The 18,848-nt window shown below is 64.4% G+C and carries 11 protein-coding genes; 6 read left to right on the top strand and 5 right to left on the bottom strand.

Annotated features, from left to right (window positions below; all coding sequences use genetic code 11):
* The first annotated feature begins 1 nt into the window (after window position 1).
* From eccE to AC3WTE_RS28730, 5 genes are all read left to right on the top strand, one after another.
* Window positions 2-1,612, top strand: coding sequence for a type VII secretion protein EccE (gene eccE / locus AC3WTE_RS28710; RefSeq protein ID WP_492442858.1), 1,611 nt, complete (start codon window positions 2-4; stop codon window positions 1,610-1,612).
* A gap of 29 nt (window positions 1,613-1,641) precedes the next feature.
* Window positions 1,642-3,513, top strand: coding sequence for a type VII secretion AAA-ATPase EccA (eccA, locus tag AC3WTE_RS28715; RefSeq protein ID WP_492442859.1), 1,872 nt, complete (start codon window positions 1,642-1,644; stop codon window positions 3,511-3,513).
* Between the two features lie 49 nt (window positions 3,514-3,562).
* Window positions 3,563-4,297 carry a pentapeptide repeat-containing protein gene (locus AC3WTE_RS28720; protein WP_492442860.1) on the top strand — a complete coding sequence of 245 codons (735 nt, stop codon included), beginning with the start codon at window positions 3,563-3,565 and terminating at the stop codon, window positions 4,295-4,297.
* Complete coding sequence (locus tag AC3WTE_RS28725; RefSeq protein WP_492442861.1) at window positions 4,294-5,040, top strand: hypothetical protein; 747 nt, start codon at window positions 4,294-4,296, stop codon at window positions 5,038-5,040. Before AC3WTE_RS28720 ends, AC3WTE_RS28725 begins: the two co-directional genes overlap by 4 nt.
* A 104-nt stretch (window positions 5,041-5,144) precedes the next feature.
* Window positions 5,145-5,702, top strand: a complete 558-nt coding sequence (locus AC3WTE_RS28730; protein WP_492442862.1) for a hypothetical protein — start codon at window positions 5,145-5,147, stop codon at window positions 5,700-5,702.
* Window positions 5,703-5,738: 36 nt separating this feature from the next.
* Here AC3WTE_RS28730 and AC3WTE_RS28735 read toward each other — a convergent pair whose 3' ends face one another.
* On the bottom strand, window positions 5,739-10,697 hold the full coding sequence (locus tag AC3WTE_RS28735) for a DEAD/DEAH box helicase (protein ID WP_492442863.1): 4,959 nt from the start codon (window positions 10,695-10,697) through the stop codon (window positions 5,739-5,741).
* A gap of 241 nt (window positions 10,698-10,938) precedes the next feature.
* On the opposite strand from AC3WTE_RS28735, the gene AC3WTE_RS28740 reads away from it, so the two are divergent.
* Window positions 10,939-11,775: a hypothetical protein gene (locus AC3WTE_RS28740; RefSeq protein WP_492442864.1), complete on the top strand. Its 837-nt coding sequence runs from the start codon at window positions 10,939-10,941 to the stop codon at window positions 11,773-11,775.
* A 617-nt stretch (window positions 11,776-12,392) separates the two neighbouring features.
* Here the strand turns inward: AC3WTE_RS28740 and AC3WTE_RS28745 are convergent.
* The 4 genes from AC3WTE_RS28745 to AC3WTE_RS28760 form a co-directional block, all read right to left on the bottom strand.
* Window positions 12,393-14,573 (bottom strand): hypothetical protein, encoded by a 2,181-nt coding sequence (locus AC3WTE_RS28745; protein ID WP_492442865.1) that lies wholly within the window; start codon window positions 14,571-14,573, stop codon window positions 12,393-12,395.
* Window positions 14,570-17,425 carry an ATP-binding protein gene (locus AC3WTE_RS28750; protein WP_492442866.1) on the bottom strand — a complete coding sequence of 952 codons (2,856 nt, stop codon included), beginning with the start codon at window positions 17,423-17,425 and terminating at the stop codon, window positions 14,570-14,572. Before AC3WTE_RS28750 ends, AC3WTE_RS28745 begins: the two co-directional genes overlap by 4 nt.
* Window positions 17,426-17,460: 35 nt before the next feature.
* On the bottom strand, window positions 17,461-17,766 hold the full coding sequence (locus AC3WTE_RS28755; RefSeq protein ID WP_492442867.1) for a glycosyl transferase family 39: 306 nt from the start codon (window positions 17,764-17,766) through the stop codon (window positions 17,461-17,463).
* A 96-nt stretch (window positions 17,767-17,862) separates the two neighbouring features.
* Window positions 17,863-18,834 carry a hypothetical protein gene (locus AC3WTE_RS28760; protein ID WP_492442868.1) on the bottom strand — a complete coding sequence of 324 codons (972 nt, stop codon included), beginning with the start codon at window positions 18,832-18,834 and terminating at the stop codon, window positions 17,863-17,865.
* Window positions 18,835-18,848: the final 14 nt, after the last annotated feature.

Genomic DNA, 18,848 nt, shown 5'->3' on the forward strand with positions numbered 1-18,848 from the left:
GATGTTTCCGTTGAGCGTGGCGCGCCAGTGGCAGCGGGCGGTGACCGCTGGAGGGGTCGCTGTGGCGGCCCTGTTCACGGCGAGTCTGCTGCCCGCGTCCGCGGCTCCGTGGGTGGGGATCACGGTCGCGGTCGTGCTGGTGGCGGTGGTCATGTTGCGGTGGCGCGCGGCGCCGCTGACCGAGCTGGCCGTGGGGCGGTTGCGTCGTCATGGCCGGGTGTCGGCGACTGACGATACGGCGGTGGAAAGTTACCAGTTGCCATGGGCGGCACCCGATCAGCCGGCGGCGCTGCGGCACAACCGGTTTGACATTGCCGCGGTTGTCGCGGTCGACGGTGTGGCCCATAGTCCTTCGGTGCTCGATCAGCATCGGGTCGAAGCGGCCTCGACGGTCCCGGTGGACGCGGTCGCTGATGCCTTGGCGCAGATTGATGTGGACCTCGACGGCATCGACATCGTCAGCGTGGGGCGACGCTGCGCCGCGCGGGCTCACCATGAGCACGCGGCGCAGTATTCGAGCCGGGTGGGCGAGCACGGCGCCGTCGGCACTCGCCGGACCTGGTGCGTGCTGCGGATCAATTCGGTGACCAATGCCGACGCTGCCGCCCGGCGCGAATCGGTGGCCGCTACGGTCGCGGCGTGCGCGGCTAGGCTGGCCGCCGAACTGACCGCGCGCCAGTGCCCGGCACGGGTCGTCGGCGAGGATGAGCTGACCGACATCGACGAGGCGTTGCGTGCCGAGGTCGAAGGGCAGACCCTGTCGCGGTGGGGACATCTGGCGCACACCGGTGGGGTGGTGACCGGTTACTGGCTCACACCCGATGACATCACGACGGAAAACCTTGTGCGGGTGTGGATTCCGGAGACTGATTACACGGCAACGACGGTTCAGCTGCGCCCGGCACCCGGTGTGGGTGTGCAGATCGGCGCATTCGTGCGCTACGGGACCGGCGGCCCGCTGAGCGATCCACCGCTAACCGGGCTGAACCCGCTGTCGGGGCGGCATGGTCAGGCGCTGTCGGCCAGTCGGGTTACCGCGGGGCTGCCGGGTCTGAGGGTGCCGTTTCGACGGTTGGCTGAGGGGGAGAATCTGCGCGCCCCGGCGGGAGCGAACGGCATCATCGTCAGTGCCAGCGCCCAAGGGCACCCGTTCCTGGTCGATCTTGGTCCGACCAAGCCCGGCGACACCGCTGTGGTGACGGTGGCCGCCGAGCTGGCTTATCTCATGCAGCTGGCCTTGCGCCAAGCCGCTATCGGCTACTTCGTGCTGGTGGTCACGGGCCGACCACAGCCGTGGTCAACGATCGTTGGGCCCGGCCTGCAGGTCGTCACCACCGTGCCGTCCGCCCTGCCTCGTGATGGACGCTCGATCATGGCGATAATCGACATGCCCGCGACCAAGGTGCCGCGCGCGGACATCACGATGCGCGTGGTCGCCCCGAACTCGACCACGGGTGTGGTCGGCGTGGACGTGCACCTCGAGCAGGACTCGGCCCGCACGGTGCTCATCCGCACGGCACAGTTCAGTCACCGCGGCCCCATCGACTTGGGTCACGAACGCAATCTGATCGCCGGTGCCGGTCGCGGTCCTCGCCGGCGGCCCGCAGCATGAACACGGTCAAATATCAAGGGGCGTAATCGATGACGAGTTTTGATACCTCGAATGAGGCTCTGTCGGCGTACAGCCGGGGCCTGCTCGCGTCGGGGATCAGTGTGAACCGGACGTTGGCCAGTAAGAACCCGACGGTGGCCGCGCAGATGTTCGCCAAGGCCACCGCAGCGGATCCGGACATGTGCGATGCGTGGCTGGCGCGCATCGCCGCCGGGGACGATTCGCTGCCGGTCATTGAGGCGGCGTGGCATGCCCGACGCAGTTTCGGGTGGGCCCGCCGCCAGCTGGGGGTGCCCGAGGGGCAGCTGCCACCTCAGGTGTTCGACGGGCTGTTCTTGAACCTGGAAATCACCTCGACCGACTCCCTGCTGTCGGCGCTGGCTCTGGCCCGGATCAAGGAGGGCCAGTACGCCGAAGGGGCCCGGCTCCTCGAATCGATCAGCCCGAGTGGCCGTTTCGATATGGACATGCACCAGTACGTGGAGGGTCTGCTGCATTTCCGTACGCAACGGTGGGCCGATGTGCAGCGCTGCTATCCGATGGGCCGGCCGTGGTGCCGCCCGACGTTGGGCGCGGCCGCGGCGGCCATGGCGGCCAGTGCGTTGGCTTCGTTGGGCGCGTTCGAGGACGGGTTTTTGCGGGCGAAGGAAGCGATCACCGGTGAGGTGCTTGCGCCGGCGAAGACCGCGGCCCTGCACACCCAGGGCATGTGCCTTCGGCATCTGGGCCGCGAAGAGGAAGCAGCGCAGTTGTTTCGGACTGTGTATGCCCGCGATTCGCGGTTCGAGCAGGCGCGGCTGGCGCTCAATGATCCCAACTACCGGCTGACCTTGACCAACCCGGAAACCATTGAGGCGCGCACTGATCCGTGGGATCCGTCCAGCGCACCGGATGCCGAGGAAACCGCGGCGGCTGCGGTCGCCGCGGAGGCCGCGACGCTGCTGGCCGAGGGGCAGGCCGAACTCGACGAGATGATCGGCATGGTGGAGCCGAAACGGGAAGTGCAGCGCATCCGCTCCACGACCAAAGCCAATCTCGCCCGGGCGAAGACGGGCGCCAAAGTGCACACGCCGTCGCGGCACACGCTGCTGGTCGGTCCACCCGGGACGGGTAAGACCACGGTGGTGCGGGCACTGTGCAAGATGTTGTGCGGCTTGGGGGTGCTGCGCAAGACCACGGTCGTGCAAACCCACAAGTCCAAACTGGTGGGGCAGCATCTCGGGGAGACCGAGGCGAACACCAAGCAGGTGTTCGAGTCCGCGCTCGGCGGGGCTGTGTTGCTCGATGAGATCCACAACCTGTTCGACGAGGCCTACAGCAAAGGCGACGCGTTCGGCAACGCGGCGATCGAGACGATGATGCCGTACTTGGAAGACCACCGCGGGGAACTGGTGGTCTTCGGGGCCGGCTACCCCCGCGCGGTCGATAAGATGCTCGACAACGTCAATCCCGGTTTCCGGCGCCGCTTTTCACGAACGATCACCTTCGAGTCGTATACCCCCGATGAGCTGATCGAGCTGACGCGCACCATTGCACGCCGCGACGGCGACACGGTGGACGACGCGGCGCTGGCGTATCTGCAGCCGATGTTCGCGCAGTTCTACACCGATGCGCGACAATCGGCCGACGGTGACCTGATTCGCCGCATCGACGAGTTGGGCAACGGCGGGTTCGTGCGCAACGTGCTGGACAAGGCGGGCGAGCACCGCAGTTTCCGCCTCGATGAGAGCGGGGTGCTCGACGCGGTATTGGCCTTCGCCGACGACGCACCCGTCGATGATCGACTCCAGGCGCAACTGCAATTGTTCACCACCGACGATATCGCCGAAGGCCTTTCTGCCGCAGTGACATTGAGTTCAAACAAGGAGCTGAACAATGCCACCATCCTTTCCGAACCTTAGTTCACCGCTCGATCGCATCCTTGCCGATCTAGCAAGCAGGGACCGGCCGGTGGCACTGACGGCGGCCGACGATCTGCTCAGTTCGATATCGAGAGCGGGCGGCCCCGAATGCCGGCGCGCCCTGCGCTTGGTCTGCGACCTTCTACGTGCGCCCTACGCATTCGGGGACGGCGCGGCCGGAAATCTCGTGGAGTGTCTGCGCGACGAGTCCCGGACGTCACAGCAGCTTTTCGTCGTGGACATGTTTGACCTGAACCTGGCCGGTGCCAGGCTCAGCTACCCGGGGATTGACTTCACCGACGCGCGGCTGGTCGGGGCAAATCTCAATGGGGTAGTGCTCGATCAGCAGAAGATTGTGGGTGCCAATCTGACCGGGGCGATGCTCAATGAGAGCTTCTGCCGCGCAGTGCTATTCGACCGTGGCGCCGCACCTGGCGCCAGCTTCGTCAGGGCAGATTTCGAAACGAGCCGATTCACTGGAGGATTCAAGGCCGAGGGCGCTAACTTCACCGACGCGATCCTGCAGGACACGGTGCTGGTAGCGGTGAAATTCGCCGGGGCGATCCTGGTCAAGGCCAATTTGCAAGATGCACGGTTGACCGGCGTTGATTTGAGCGGCGCTAACCTCACGGGCGCAAACCTGTGGGGGGCAACGTTGCAAGATGTGGATCTGCGCGGCGCCAATCTGACCGGCGTGCAATTGCGCGGCGATGAAATCTGGCGCGGCGTTGGCATTGATGGGGCCATCGGTGCCGACCGCATCGACGTGGCGGTGCAGCCATGACGGGGCGCGCCCGGCTCATATTCGCCCCGGCGGTCCGCAAAGAACTGCCCCCGCAGGTGATCGAACAAGCTCGCTCGACGCTTAAGGCGTACACATGCATCGGCTGCGGCCGCCCCGGCGACGCCCGCAAGGAACTAACCAGTGTGATCGTCGTCAAACCCCCGAACTTCCCGCCCGTCATACGGTGCGCCCACGCGACGTGCGTGCAGTCCCACGTGACCGAGGGCCCCGCGGTTGATCCCAAAACCATCGGCGACGAGGCTGTCACCTACCAGAAAGTCGTGTTCCGATGGAACCGCGGCGGTCGCTACGTGATCGAGCCGATGCTGCTCGTCGACCGGCCCCGCAACGTCGTGGGCATCTCCCCAGGCGGCGACCCGACAGGCCTTGTTACCCAGTTGCTTCTGGAGGATGGGTTCGAGCTAGCCATGGCGTTGGACCAGCCGTTCCCGAACGTGCCGGGCTACACGGTGCGTCTGCGTTCTGATGGCTCGGGGCGTATTGACCAGTTGCCTGGGCGGCCAGGGCCTTTCCTGGAATACTTCGACGACGACGATCCCGCCGAATTGTGGCACGCCACGACACGGGAGACCGGCTGGTTAACCGTGGTCACGGGTCTGCTCGGTATCGACGGCGCGGCGGCCGAACAGGTCGGTCCGCTGCTGCAGTCCGCGATCAGTTCCGGCAGCGTTCTCGGCGGGCGTATCCGCGTCGTTGCACACACCTCTGCCGCAAGCGGGTGAATAGCGAAGCAGGCCCTGAGGGCCGCGGTGTGAAACCTGGGGCCGAGCCGACCTACGTCGATGTTGTTTGCGCGAAAAGGATTGGGCCAACGCCGGATTGCACATTGATCGCCCGTTCGGACGGTGTGGCCATTTGGCACACCGATAAAACCGCGCGCAGTGACGTGCCGTTGTGGTTGCCGCCGTTCGGCTGGGAGAGTCCGTTGGCACTGTACCGGGGTTTCCCGATCGGCAAGCTGCACAACGTCCTCGAATCCGGGCTCGACGTACCGCCTCAGTGCGCGTTCTTCGCGACCCCTTATCCGGACAAGGCCTGGGAGTACCCCGTGGGCAGGGAACGCGTCGCGATGCTGGTGCTCGACCGCGCCCGCGCTGAGCCCAGTTACGCCCGCAAGCCCGCTGATGCTGATGGCGCGTGGCGGCCGGACAAATCCTTGTACCCCAACACGTACGTCGACGACGGCCGGGAAGTCCATGCGCGGTTCGAGGCCGGTCGCGGGCCCGGCAATTTTCGGTATGAAAGCATGTACGGACATTGGGTTCCCGGCGATGCGCGAGCCGCGCTGTTCGCGGTCGTGCTCGGGGGGCACCGCGGGCTCATGTACGAGCAGCTGGCGACTCTTCGCGCCCGCGGTGCCTATGGCCTCGAATTACTGCGGTAGCCCTACACACAGTAGAAACGGCCGGCGTCCCGAAAGTTAGAGGCTGTCAACGATTTTCATCGTCTCTACCGCCACGGTGGCGACTTTCGCGATCAGGTCCACGATGTAGCGGGGGTCGTCATGTTCATCGCACCAGTCGTTGGGATCGTTGACGATGCCGGAGGCCTTGTCGGTCTTGACCTGGTAGCGGTCGATAATCCAGTCCAGCGCCGACCGTGAACCGAGCATGTAGCGCGCCGCCTCCTCGGGGATGGCGCCGATGGTAACTTTCGGGTTGTAGATCAGTGTCGTGTGATCATCCACGTTCTTGCCGGTCACGGGGTCTTTACGCTTGGCCCACTTGAGCTTTGACACCTGCCACGTCTCGCGCTCGTTCGGGTCGGCGCCGGCTTTGAGCTGCACGTCGACAGGGTAGGAGGCGACGCTCTCGTAGCCGACGTGCAGCTGCGACAGTGCATGGCCGGCCGCCACCATCTGCTCGAACCGTTCACGTGAATCCGGCGTTGGGATGTGGGGGAGCATCTTTTTCAGATCCGCCGCGTAGGTGCTGCGATAGGCGGGGTCGTGCAGCTGGCCGTAGACCGAGAAGAAGATGTCATCTTTGGTGACCTGGTCACCGAGCGTCTTGCGGTACAGGGCAAGGATTTCGTCGGTTATATTGTCAACTCTCCGGTACCCGTACTCGTCGACTTCACCGTTGTCGGCGTCGAAATCCAATGCGCCGGCGTCGGGTTCAGCTTTGTGGAAGGTCCAGCGGGGGTAGAAATTAGCCGCGCTCGTTCCGGCTGCGCCGTTGTCCAGCAGCTGATCGGCCATGAGCGACATGAATGGCGGTGCCATGCTGCCGGGGTTGGGCGTGTAAATCCCGATGTTCTTGTGATGGCGCGTCGGGAACATGGTCGGTAGGCGGTATCGGCGCTCATTGAGCTGGGCGTCGAAATATACAGACTGCGGATGAAAGGGACGATAGACGGCCTGGCGGACAGCATCATCGTCGAAGTGGAATCGTTTGCCGCGCAGTAGGTCTTCTTTGACGCCTCCTCCCCAGCTGATTTTTGTGGAGTCAGGATCGATGAAGGCGTCGACCGCTGCTCGTCTGTCGGTGATGTGGTTCCGCTCGCAAAACTCGGCGAAACCTGATACTTGGCTGTTGTAGAACGCTATGGTCCGTCGCACGTTGAACTCGACGCAGCGTGTCGAAAAGTTGTATACCCATGCGTCGCGGTTCGATTTGAGCCCTGCCGAATGGCTTTCGAATACGCGGAGTCCACCGGCCTTGTCGCCGATTGCTGGCCAAGTGAGATAGTCTGCGTCGCGTTGGTTGATCCAGTCTCCGTGAGGATTCGGTGTGATCGTTTGCCACTCAAGGGCATCCAAAGCGCTGCGCTCGATGATTTCGAGTTTGGTCTCGCGGCTCAAGTTGTCACCGATGTCGCGATAGAACACTTCGCAAGGACCCGGTTGTGCACCCTTGACTCCGACGAAGATGGCTACTGTGTTTCTGCTGCCGGAGCCAAATATCTTGCCTCCCTCACGTTTTGACACTTCACCGGCGGTCCGCTGGTTACCGCGCAGGTTGTAGACATAGATTCGGCTGTACTCATCCACGAGGGACAGGCGTACCCCGGCTGCGGTGTTGCTGTCGACCCACCCGCCGTTGGAGACGAACGCAACGACGCCGCGGCTACCGATGCGATCCGTGGCCCATCGAAAGGCGCGTAGGTAGCTGTCGTACAGGCTGTTCTTGTTCCTCGCCGTTGAACGCTTGGCGTAGGTATCCGCGATCCTCTTGTCTAACGTGGGGTAGACGAGGTTGGCGTTCATGTCGTTGGCGTCGTCTTGCACACCTGACCAAGGGGGATTTCCGGCGACAATATTGATCGGTGTCGCGAGCTGTTTAACGATGCGGGAGTTGTTCTGTGGGAACATCTCTGTGTCAAGGGTGTCACCGGCTTCGGTGATTTGGAAGGTGTCGGCGAGCACGATCCCCTCGAACGGCGTGTAGTTTGCATCGGTGAGGGCGTGGTAGGTGGTTTCGATGTTCACTGCGGCGATGTAGTAGGCCAGAAGCATGATCTCGTTGGCGTGCAATTCGCCGGTGTACTTGCGAGCCAAGTCTTTCGGATTAATCAGACCCGACTGCAGTAACCGGGCGATGAACGTGCCCGTTCCGGTGAACCCGTCAAGGACGTGTACCCCCTCATCGGTCAAGCCGCGGCCGAACGCCTCCCGCGACGCGTGGTCGGCGGCCCGCAAAATGAAGTCGACGATTTCGGTTGGGGTATACACAATCCCAAGTGCCTCAGCTTGTTTGGGAAAGCCTTTCTTGAAAAACTTCTCGTAGAGGTCGGCGATCACCTGCTGCTTACCGCTGAGCGCATTGACACTGGACGCTCGGTCCCGCACCGAGGCATAGAAGTCCTCCAGTTGTGCCGTCTCAGCTTCCAGACCCGCGCCGCCGAGTTCATCGACCATCGCCTGCATCACCAGCGACACCGGATTGTGCGCGGCGAACTCGTGGGTGGCGAACAGTGCATCGAACACCGGAGCGGTGATCAGATGTTGCGCTAGCATCGAAATCGCATCGTCACGGCTGACTGAGTCATTCAAGTTGTCCCGCAATCCTTGCAGGAACTTGTCGAACGCGGCGGTCACCGCGAGGTCGGCGCCATCGAGCAGGGCTGCGATGCGGGCGATCAGTGCCGCGGCGATCGCCGCGACGTCATCGGCCCAGTCCTCCCAATACTTGCGGTCGCCGACCTTGTCGACGATGCGAGTGTAGAGCGCCTCCTGCCACGCCGACAGCGAGAACAGAGCCATCTGCGTGGCCATATTGCCGCCGCCACCGGACCCGTCGCTGTCGGCGACTCCGGTGGCGGGATCGCCGCCCGCGGCCGCGGTGTCGGGGCCGGCCCAGTCCGGCGCCGCCGAACCCGCTGACCCGCTGAGTGTTTCGGGATGGTCGATGGTCGGGCCGAGGTGCCCGCCGAGCAGCCGATCCGATCCTTTCCCACTGTCCAGGCCCGGGGTCGCGGCGTTGAGGGCGATCGAATTCACCATCGCGTTGAACCGGTCGTCGTGGGCGCGCAGCGCGTTGAGCACCTGCCACACCACCTTGAACCGGCGGTTGTCGCCCAGGGCCGCCGATGGTGAGACCCCGGCAGGCACTGCCACCGGCAAGATGATGTAGCCGTAGTCCTTACTGTCGGCTTTGCGCATTACCCGGCCGACGGACTGCACGACGTCGACCACGCTGTTGCGTGGGTGCAGGAACATCACTGCGTCCAGGGCCGGCACGTCCACCCCCTCGGACAGGCAGCGGGCATTGGACAGGATCCGACATTCCCCGTCGGGCAGTGGTGCTTTGAGCCACTGCAACTCCCGGTTGCGTTCGAGGGCGTTGAACGTGCCGTCGACGTGTCGGACCTCGCAGCGCAGATCCAGATTCGTCTCGTTGATGTCGGTACCGTCATCGCCGCTGTCGGTCAGCATGTCCCGATAGGCGTCAACAACTTTCGGGAAAAGTGCGGCGACCTGTTTGGAGGCGGCGATATCTTTGGCGAACGCAACCGCACGGCGCATCGGGGGCTCTCCGGGGGCGAAACCTTGGCCTTCGGGAGTCTTGCCGGCACGTTTGGCCAGACCGTTCCAGCAGCCCACGATCTTGGTGGCGTCATCGAGGCGCAGTTCCCCGTCTGCCCCGGCGAGTTGGGACTGTAGGGGTGCGGCCACCATCTCTTCATCGACGGTGAGCACCAGGACCTTGTAGTCGGTGAGCAGGCCGCGATCGACGGCCTCACCGAACGACAGACGGTGGAACTCCGGGCCGAACAACGCCTCGTTGTCCATCCCGGTCAGCTCGGCCGAGTGCTCCTCGGCCTTGGCTTTGACCACCTCATCGAAGATCCGCGGGGTGGCGGTCATGTACAGGCGTCGGGTGGCGTGAAGATAGTCGGCGTCGTGGACTTTGACGAAGTTGGATTCGTCGGCGCCGGCGAGGGTGACGCCGGTGGTGCGGTGGGCCTCGTCGCAGATCACCAGATCGAACGGGGACACACCGAGTTTCTGAGCTTCGGCAACCGTAGGCAGGGACTGGTAGGTGGTGAAGACGACGGTCAGGCCTTTGGCGCGTTTGCGGTGGGACATCTCGGTGGCCAGGGTCGCGGCGTCGGTTGTCACGGGGATGGCGACGTCGTAGACGTTGATGTCTTCGGCGGCCCGGGACACCTTGGTGTCTGAGCAGACACCAAAGGCGCGCAGATCCAGCTGGGTTTGCGCGGTCCACTCGCGCAGCGTCTGCGACAGCAGGGAGATGGAGGGTACGCAGAACAAAACCCGTGCATTGCCGCCGTTTTCGGTGGCGGTGCGTTCGGCGATTTTCAGTGCGGTAAACGTTTTTCCGGTGCCGCAGGCCATGATCAACTTGCCGCGGTCGTAGCCTGCGGCGAAGCCGGCGAACACTCTGTCGATGGCGGTGGCCTGATGGGGGCGTGGTTCGTGGCGGGTCGCGGGTGCCAGTTCCACGTGGAGGTCTTCGCCGACCAGGGAGACATCCCAGTCGATAGGGGAATCGGCAATCTCGGCCATGCCGATCCGCTGCACCGGGACCTGCTGGCCATCGAGGGCGTCCTCGGCGTTGCGTCCCCACTTGTCGGTGGTGGAAATGATGATCCGGTTGGTGAACGGTGCTTTACCTGAGGCGGTGAAGAAGGAGTCGATGTCTTCTTTGCGCAGGGTGTGGGTCGGTTCGTAGAACTTGCACTGGATGGCGGTGTATTCGCTGGTATCGCGTTCGCGGGCGACCAGGTCAATTCCGGTGTCGGGCTTGCCTTTTCGTCCAGGCCAGTCGATCCACCGCCACACTGCGTCGTACTGTTGGGCCAGCAGTGGGTCCAGTTCGAAGTAGCGGACCATCAGCTTCTCGAACTTGGTTCCGCGTTCGGAGTTCGACGGCGCTTCTCGGAACGCGGCCATCACCTCGTGCACTGACCCCATGCTGTGTATCTCCTGTTCACCCGAGCGCCTCATGGCAGCCTATGCGGGCCTCCGTTGCCGGTGAGGAACGACCGGGCGATGTGTCGCGCGCACGTTGGCGACTCAATTGAGCGGCGACAAACGGGTGGAAGTCCCGGCATGGCGGTACATGTCCGATGTTCTGGACGACCTGGCGGCACCGAGGGTTCCTCGCCCTACATTGTGCATACGTGGAAACGTATTTGTACGGTACGCTCGATGTATGGAAATCAACTCCAGCAGGCTGATCGGCATCACCCAGTTCCGACAGCAGACCTCTCCGATCATGGAGGAGGTGGCCGGGGGCAAGATTTTTCACTTGCTTCGTGACACCGCGGTCATCGGGCATGTTGTCCCTCCGAATGCCCTGGTCATCGACAACGAGAATCTCGAATTTTGCCTCCTGGGCAATGTGATCGATCCGGCGGCGGACGACTTCGCCCGGACAGTCATCAGGGAGGGCTATTTGGAGCACATCGGTGACGACGTGGGCCGCGTCTTCGCGTGGCTGTGGAACGCCAACCCCGCCAAGGCAGTGCGCTGGGTCAACTACTACGCGCAGCGATTCACCTCAGCCCTGCGCGATCTGAACTACAGTCGGCCGACGTTCAATCAACTGTGGTTCGCGGTATCGCGTGGGCTCAGTGTCACCATGCGTGCTGCCGAAATCGACGACTTTGAGCAATTTCTGCGCACCGAGTTACCGAACGTGAACGCTGGACTTTTCACCCCCGCCGAACTCGCGGGCGGTCCGCGGCCACGCGACACCGACGACCCATGGCCCGATGCCGTACCCAACGACCCCGGCCGCGGATACACCAAACGTCGGTGGCAACACCTCGAAGCCGGCCAATTTATCCCGAACCCCACTCGCGGACATACCCTGCCCGACGACGAGCATTGGTGCCGCATTGACAGCATCAACGGCGCCGAAGCGGTACTCGCGCAGCCCGATTCGACGTTGGTGCAGTTCACCGCCCCCGACCTGGGAACCTGGCTTCCGGTGCTCAGCCACATGCCCTACTACTGGCAAACCATCCATTCAACCTTGCGCCCCTAGGACATTCACGCAAACGCTTGCTAACTCTTGCGTGGTGGGGCGAGCGATCGTCACCGGCGCGACCGGGGCCCCATTCCGGGGTGTAGGGCATTCCGGGCCGCGTCCCTCTGTCCGCGCTTCACGGCTGAACGTCAGTTTGGCCGTCCAATGGGGTCAGCGCCCTGACGGGGCATAACTGTCGAATCCGCAAGTGCGCCGAGCCATTTCCCGTCGGAATGTCAACGGTCACGAGCGCTAGCCAGCTGCCCCTGGTCGATTTCACCCAGCCGTGCAGGTAGCCGGTAACTTCGCAACTGACATTGATTCCATCCAGTTTGGTCCACATCGGCACAGTGTCGAGACGGAACGCATCATCGGGGGCAGAAATCATGCGCGTCAGGTCTACCCGAACTGGGCGGGGCGGCTCGACCACACGCCGAGCCCTGGGCGGTAAGTGCCCCACCCGACTATCGAACATAGTTGCGAATCGTAGGCGGCTAGGTGAACTGTGTCCATGAGCGTGCACCCGCTGCCGGCCATGCGTCCTTTGCCGCCTGGGTAGCGCAACGGAATGAGCCGGCGGGCCGAGGCCACAGGCGCCTGCTTTCGTCGGAATGGGCTATGGATGTTGGCCGGGGTTAGCGGCGGCCGGAAACGGGCCCGGGATCGTCGTCGAGCGGTGGTTCCTCGGGCAGCGGGATGTTGGTGTCGCTGTGGTGGGCGTAGCTCGAGGCAGGCGGCGGCGCCTGGGCGCCGCGGCGGGCCTGCTGGGGGGCACGCCCGGTGGTCCTGCCGTTGGCGGGGGCGGTGGGCGGTAGTTCACCAGCGGGGCCGCTGGGGTGCGCCTGTGGTCGGCGATGGCGGGCGGTACTGTCGGCGGTGGGGGTGCTCTGGCCGTTCGGCGTCTGCCCGTTTGAGGTCTGGGCTTTCTTGGCGTCGTGGTGATGCTTGACACCGTGGGCGACTTTGGAGGCGACGACCACGCCGGCGACGACTTCAGGTGCAACAACGGCGGCCGCCCCCTCCGCGGCGACCGTAGCGCCACCTTCGGCCGCGGCAGCCGCGCCTTCGGTCGTGCTGGCCTCGGCGGCACCTTCGCCAGTTTGTGCTGCACGCCCGGTGTGCGACGGACGGGGCTTGGCCGGGTTGGGTGGGCGTCCCTCGGGCGGGCGGCCGGTAGCTGGTTCGCCGGTCAGCGGCTTGTCTGCCTCGCCGTCGTCGTCGGCGTCTGAGGTTTTGGAGCGGTACTTGTCGTAGGCGTCGCGGCCCTTGCCATAGAGGTCGCGGCCTTTGTCGTAGTTGCGGCGGCCGCGGTCCCAGCCCGACCGCGCCTTGTCGTAGGTGTTGCGGGCGCCGTGCACGATGCTGCCGAAGGTGTGGTCACCGAGTTCTTTTTTGAGGTAGTGGAACAGAACGATGGCGATCACCGAGACGAGCGCGATCATCACCATGCGGGCGAACGGGTGGGTCATACCGACTTGGTCGGCGTAACCGCGCGGGGCGACGGTCTTGAACACGATGACCGCGGCGCAGCTGGCGTAGAGCACGTAGGCGAACACCAAGAAGAAGTGCTTGATGAATTGTTCGAGACGGCGTTTGGCGCTTTCGCGGGGCTTCCCGGCGATCATGGCTTTGAGGACGGCGGTGGTGATCAGGAAGACGTTGAGGAACGCGGCGCCGGCGACCATGACGTAGCTGATGGCCACGTACAGCACGAAGGTGGCGAACGCGCCGCCGACGACCCACAGGAATGCGCCGGGGGCGAGGTTGGCGCCGTCGAGGTTCTGCGCGTAGGTGAGCGCCTGGGGTGCGCCGCATTTGGCCATGGCGTGCGCCGGGCCCGACCAGTCATCGAGCCCGGTTTGACTGTCAGTGACGGCCAGGACGTGCGGATGTTCGAGGACGGCTTTAGACCAGGCGTTTGAGCAGTTGCCGACGCCGTCGACGACCATGCCGAAGTTTTGCAGTTGCAGGGGTGCGCGCACGGTGGCGTCGGCGATCAGTCCGGTGAGGCTTTGCATTTGGCCTGTGCTGCCGCCCGAGGCGAGCGGTCCGTTGTTGATGAATGCTTGTGCGACGGTGAAGCCGAGGTTGCGGGACTGGTTGAGCAGGCCACTGTCGCTGTAGACCTCGGCGAGCGGTTCGTGGGTGAGATAGAGACCTAAGACGCCAATAACGATGGTGGACAGGATGATTGACCATCCCATGCCGCGCCGGTTGTGGGCGATGAGGAAGTAGGCGCCGACGCCGAGGCCCAGGGTCAGGCAGATGGGAAAGGCCCACAGGTCAGACAGGAGCTGTTGGAAGAGCGCAAGTAGCGGGCGGAACCAGACGGCGAGCCAGTAGAGCCAGGTGCTGGACATGGCGAATTTGAGCAGCCACAGCGATAGCGCGATCATCATGATGTACCAGGCCATTTGGGCCTGTAGCAGTTCGGAGACGAATTGGTGGGACAGACCGGTGGTCATGGCATAGGTGGCGCTCTTGAACCATGAGGTCGGATTCAAGGTGAGGTCGGGGCCGCCTTCCATCACGGCCTCGGCGGTGGAGACGACCGACAGGTAGTACGCGGAGAGCGGGACCCCGTGACTATCGGCGATGCCGGTCCATTCGATGGTGGCGCCGATCGCGGAGGCCGCGGCCCGGGGGGCGGCGGCCAACGCCCACGACGACAGCAGTTGGGTGATGAGCCACATGATCGCGGCACGCCGCAGAACGGGTCGGGTGGCGAACAGATAGCCGAGTCGTTCGGCGAGCGACAGCCCGGCACTGGTGTGCCGGTACCGCGGCCAGCGAAACCCGTAGGTGAGCGTGGTCATGCGGCAGAGCCTCCGGGTGTGGTGTCGAATGCCTTGTGCTGGAGGGGATTCGTGCGGCGTGCGACCCGTATCGGACCGACTCGGCGGAATTCGTCGACGAGGAAGCCGTACCCTTCGCGACCGCGGCGGCTGCCGGCGGTGGCCGTGGGGACGGGGGCGGCGGGGTCCCGCATTTCCTCGGGGTCGGGTTCAGCGAGGAACTGGTCTTCGATGTCGGGGTATTCGTCCAGGCGTATCCCCGCGCGGCGCGCCACTTTTTGAGCGAGTTCCTGGCTTTCGAAAGGCATGATGAGCTGCTGGGTGACGAACTGATCGCCCATCAACGCCAGGTCCGCGATGGGATCCTGGGTGATGATTACCAGGCCGGTGAACACCTTGCGGATGCGGCGACTGAACAGGTGCACGTCGGCGGCGCCCGCGCGGGAATTGAGTACGGCGGCAGCCTCTTCGAGCACGATCAGGCCGAAGCGTTCCTCATTGGAGAAGAAGGTGACCCGGGCCAGCCGGAACAGCATCCCGCAAATGGCCACCGAGGCACGTTTGCGGTCGCTGAGACTGTTGAACATGACCGGGTCGGACATTTCGTCGGCTGTGGGCATGTCCAGGCTGCCCATCTGCCAGATCGACACGTCCAGCGAGGCCAGGTCCGGTACCGGGAGATGCTCGTCGAAAATGGCCTGGGTGAAGTCGTAGGTTTCCCATGACTTGAGCTTCACCAGCACCGGGCGAAGGTCGGCGGCAAGGTCTTTGACGCCCTGCGGGCGGTCATCGGGCCCGTCCAAGGGGGCCTGAATGCTGGCCATGTACCGGATCAACGCGGCGGTACTGGTAATACCCAGTGTGGTTCGGGCCTTGTAGGACATCAATGTTCGCAGTCGGTCGACACCGATGCCGTCCGAGAGCCCCATCATCGGGACCATGTAGTCCATCCAGTACCCACCGGCAACCTTAACCGGGAAGATGCGCAGGGGGTCGCAGCCAAAGTTGTTCCCAGCCAGGTCGATAACGGCTTTGTTGGGCACGTGCGCGAAGGCCCGCGCCCATTCGGTGCCGGGGTCCAAAATGAAGGCCTGGGCGCCGCGCTCTACTTCATCGCTGGTGTATCCCTTTGTGGCATAAGACTTCCCGTATCCGGGTGCTCCGGAAGCCACCCAGATCGGGTTGCGGTTGCGCCGTGAGGTGGCGGGCAGGTCCAGGAGCACGGCGCTGTGGTTGGCGTTGATCTGGCTGAACCCGATGAGCGCACCGGTGCTGGTGCCCAGGTGGTGGCTGGTGATGGGGCTAAAGCAGCCCCACTTGACGGAGGTAGTTGGCTGTGTGAACTGATCGACGCCACTGGTGTGAAAGGGCACACCGGGATTGAAGACCGACCAAAGCCGTTGTTGGGCACCGCGATAGTGCCGGATTGATACACCGCCGGAGTTCTGGAGTTCTTCGCGGAGGCGCTTGAGCGAGTAATCAACGGTGGCCCGGCCTGCGGCGCGCACGGCGATGAAAAAGGCGGATTGCAGGGGCTGTTCGTCGGCGTTGTGGTCAAGCAGCCGGGTGTATTCGGCGAGTTGGCGTTCGCGGCTGCGCAGGTCGGCCAGCCCGTTGCGGATGTCGCCGCGGTGCTCGAACTGGTCGTAGATGTTGCCTTTGGCGCGGTCGTTGCGGATGTGTTCGAACTCGCGGGTGGGTTTGGTGATTGGTATGGCCCAGTCGAATCGGGCGCCGGTGTCAATGTCGTCGAGCGCGTCCAGGATTTCCGAGCCGGGGAACTTGATTCCGGCGATGGGCATGCTGGTGACCGGGACGATGGCCTGGTAGCTGTCGGCGCACCAGCGGTCGCGCGAGGAGATGCGCAGAACTTTCGACCAGCTCGGCAGCCAATTGAGCAACGCTGGCAGGGCGCGGCGGTGCGCCTGGTCGCCTTCGTCGAAATCTGCGATAGGAAAGTCGGCGGCGGTGAGGTGATCACGGCCGCCGGACACGGCGGGCAGCGGCAAGTCGCAGCCACCGGCGAACAGGTTGTGCCGCCAGAACCAGTCGATGAAATCGGCCGGTACGGGTGCGGCGGCGTAGTCGGGTGGGATGGAGGTAATGACGTCGTGGGCGAGGCGCTGGTAGGCGATCAGGGTGTCTTCGTCGTCGGTGTCGCGGCCGGCGAGCCAGTTCTGCAGCCGGGCGAGTTGTCCGGCGGGGCTGTGGCCCGCGCGGCCGGCATCGACCGGGATGGACAACCAGAAGATGCGGGTGGACGGGGTTTCGTCCTGCAGGAGCTGGGCCAGGGAGTGCACGGTCGTGGCCCAGCGTGGTTTGTCGGTGTGGCCGTGCAGCATGGAGCGCAGCAGTTGGCGTTGGTCTTGCGGCACGGACAGGCCATACAGCCACGAGCCTGACGGGAGTTCGCGGATCAGTTGGGCGTGCAGGTTGGCCGCGGCGAGGCGGCGTTTGAAGGGCTGTAGGTAGGTGCGCAGGCCGGTGAGGATGAAGTCGGCGTACACGCCGTGGTCGGTGAAGCGAAGATTGCCGATCACTTCTTTCGGTGGTGTGAGTGCGCTGCCGGGGTCTGTGGTTGAGGCTGGCCGAGGTCGCAGCGCGCGGTTGATGGCTTTGAGGCGGAACCGGGCGTCGGGCCGGGCGCGGGGGATGAGTGCGCCAATTCCGGTGCACAGCAAGGTGATCGTGGCAAGGATCAGGAATATGGTGCGCGCGTTGCCGCTGTCGAGTGTCAGCGCGGTGGCCACGACGGTGGCGACACCCCCGAGTGCCAGGGGTATCGCCACCGTCAGGCGTAGAGATTTTCCTAGAAGGTTGGTGTAGGTCGGGATGTCGTGGATCCCGGGGAACATCTGGGCGGACTCGGTCACCGCGGCCTCTCGATGGTCAGTTGATGGGGTTGGTGTTAGCGGCCGAATTGGCCTGTGGTGAGGCCGGTCTGGTCGACAGAGCGCTTGGTGGACATGTAGATCGCGTAGCCGGAGCCGATGAATACGGCCACGACGATCGCAATGACGGCCCAGAGCACGGTTTCGCCGATCCGGCCGCCGAAGAAGGCGGCCACTGAGCGGGCGCCGCCGCCGAGCAGCGCGGCGATGACCAGGACGCCAACGAGCATGGTGTAGAGCAGGTGACTGCCGGAGACGAGGTCGTTGACGGCGAGGATGGTGGTGTGGGGAGTGTGGCTGGCGGCGATGGTGGTGGTGTTCACGGTTGTTCCTTGTTCTGTTGCAGGAGTGTCGATTCCAGGTCGCGACGGGTCGCGCCAAGGTCTATGGGTGGCGGGTGGCCGGTCGTCGTTGGCCGGTCATCGTTGGCCGGCCGGAGTGAGGACGACGGGGGTCGGGTCGGTGGAGGTGTCGAGCTGGGGTGCGTAGTCCATGGCGCTGACCCACCAGCGGCCGCCGACGACGGTCAGGGTCAAGGGGAAATCCCGTGGGGTGACGGCGTATCCGGTGGTGACTGCCGAAACACGCACGAGCACATGGGCTTTGCTTCCGTCGGCGGGAACGGGGTCCTTGGCGTCGGGGATGACTTTGTCGGCGTTGACCTCGGTGACGGTGACTGAGCGGTATCCACCGACGGGGATGATCGCGGCGCCGGGGCTGGCGAAGCGTTCGATTCCCCCGTTGTTGGTCAGGTAGCTGGTGACGAATCCGGCGACTACGGCGTAGCCGGGGTTGGTGGGGGTCAGCTTCGCCCGGTAGGTCATGGGCACGTCGGCGCCGTTGCCGGGGCCGTCAGCATCTCCGGGCAGCGCGGGAGAGTGCAGTCCGTATTTGGTGTAGGTGACCGGTAGGCGATAGAACTTGGTGTGTGCGGGTGCGCCGCGGTAGGGCCGTTCGTCGACGGCGACCACCACGCTCCACAGCTGCACCGCTCCGGTGTCGCTTTCTAGTGTGGTGGCCGCGACTCGCGGGTTGTCCACCACGGTGGATTGGTTGGTGGGCAAGGGAATGTTGCCCTGCAGCGTCCAGCAGTCGCTCAACGATTGCAGGGCTTCTTTGTCGTCGTTGCCCCCGCCGGTGTCGGTGTCGCGCCGTTTGGTCGTGACGGTGAGCAGTTTGGTGACGCAGCCTTGCGCGAAGCTGCCGACCAGGTCGGTACGGTTGACGGCGGTGCGGGCGGGCCCGGCGACGTCGATCGGGTCGTCGAACAGCCAGCCCCAGACCGTGTTGAGGGCGACGACGGTGCAGACGATCAGCGCGACGACGAACGCGCCGGTACGCACCCGTGAGCCGGTGGTGTCGATGCGCCGTTGCCAAGTTTTGGTGAGCACGGGAGGTTCTCCTG

This window comes from Mycobacterium sp. FW102-FHT13B02 (assembly GCF_058790275.1).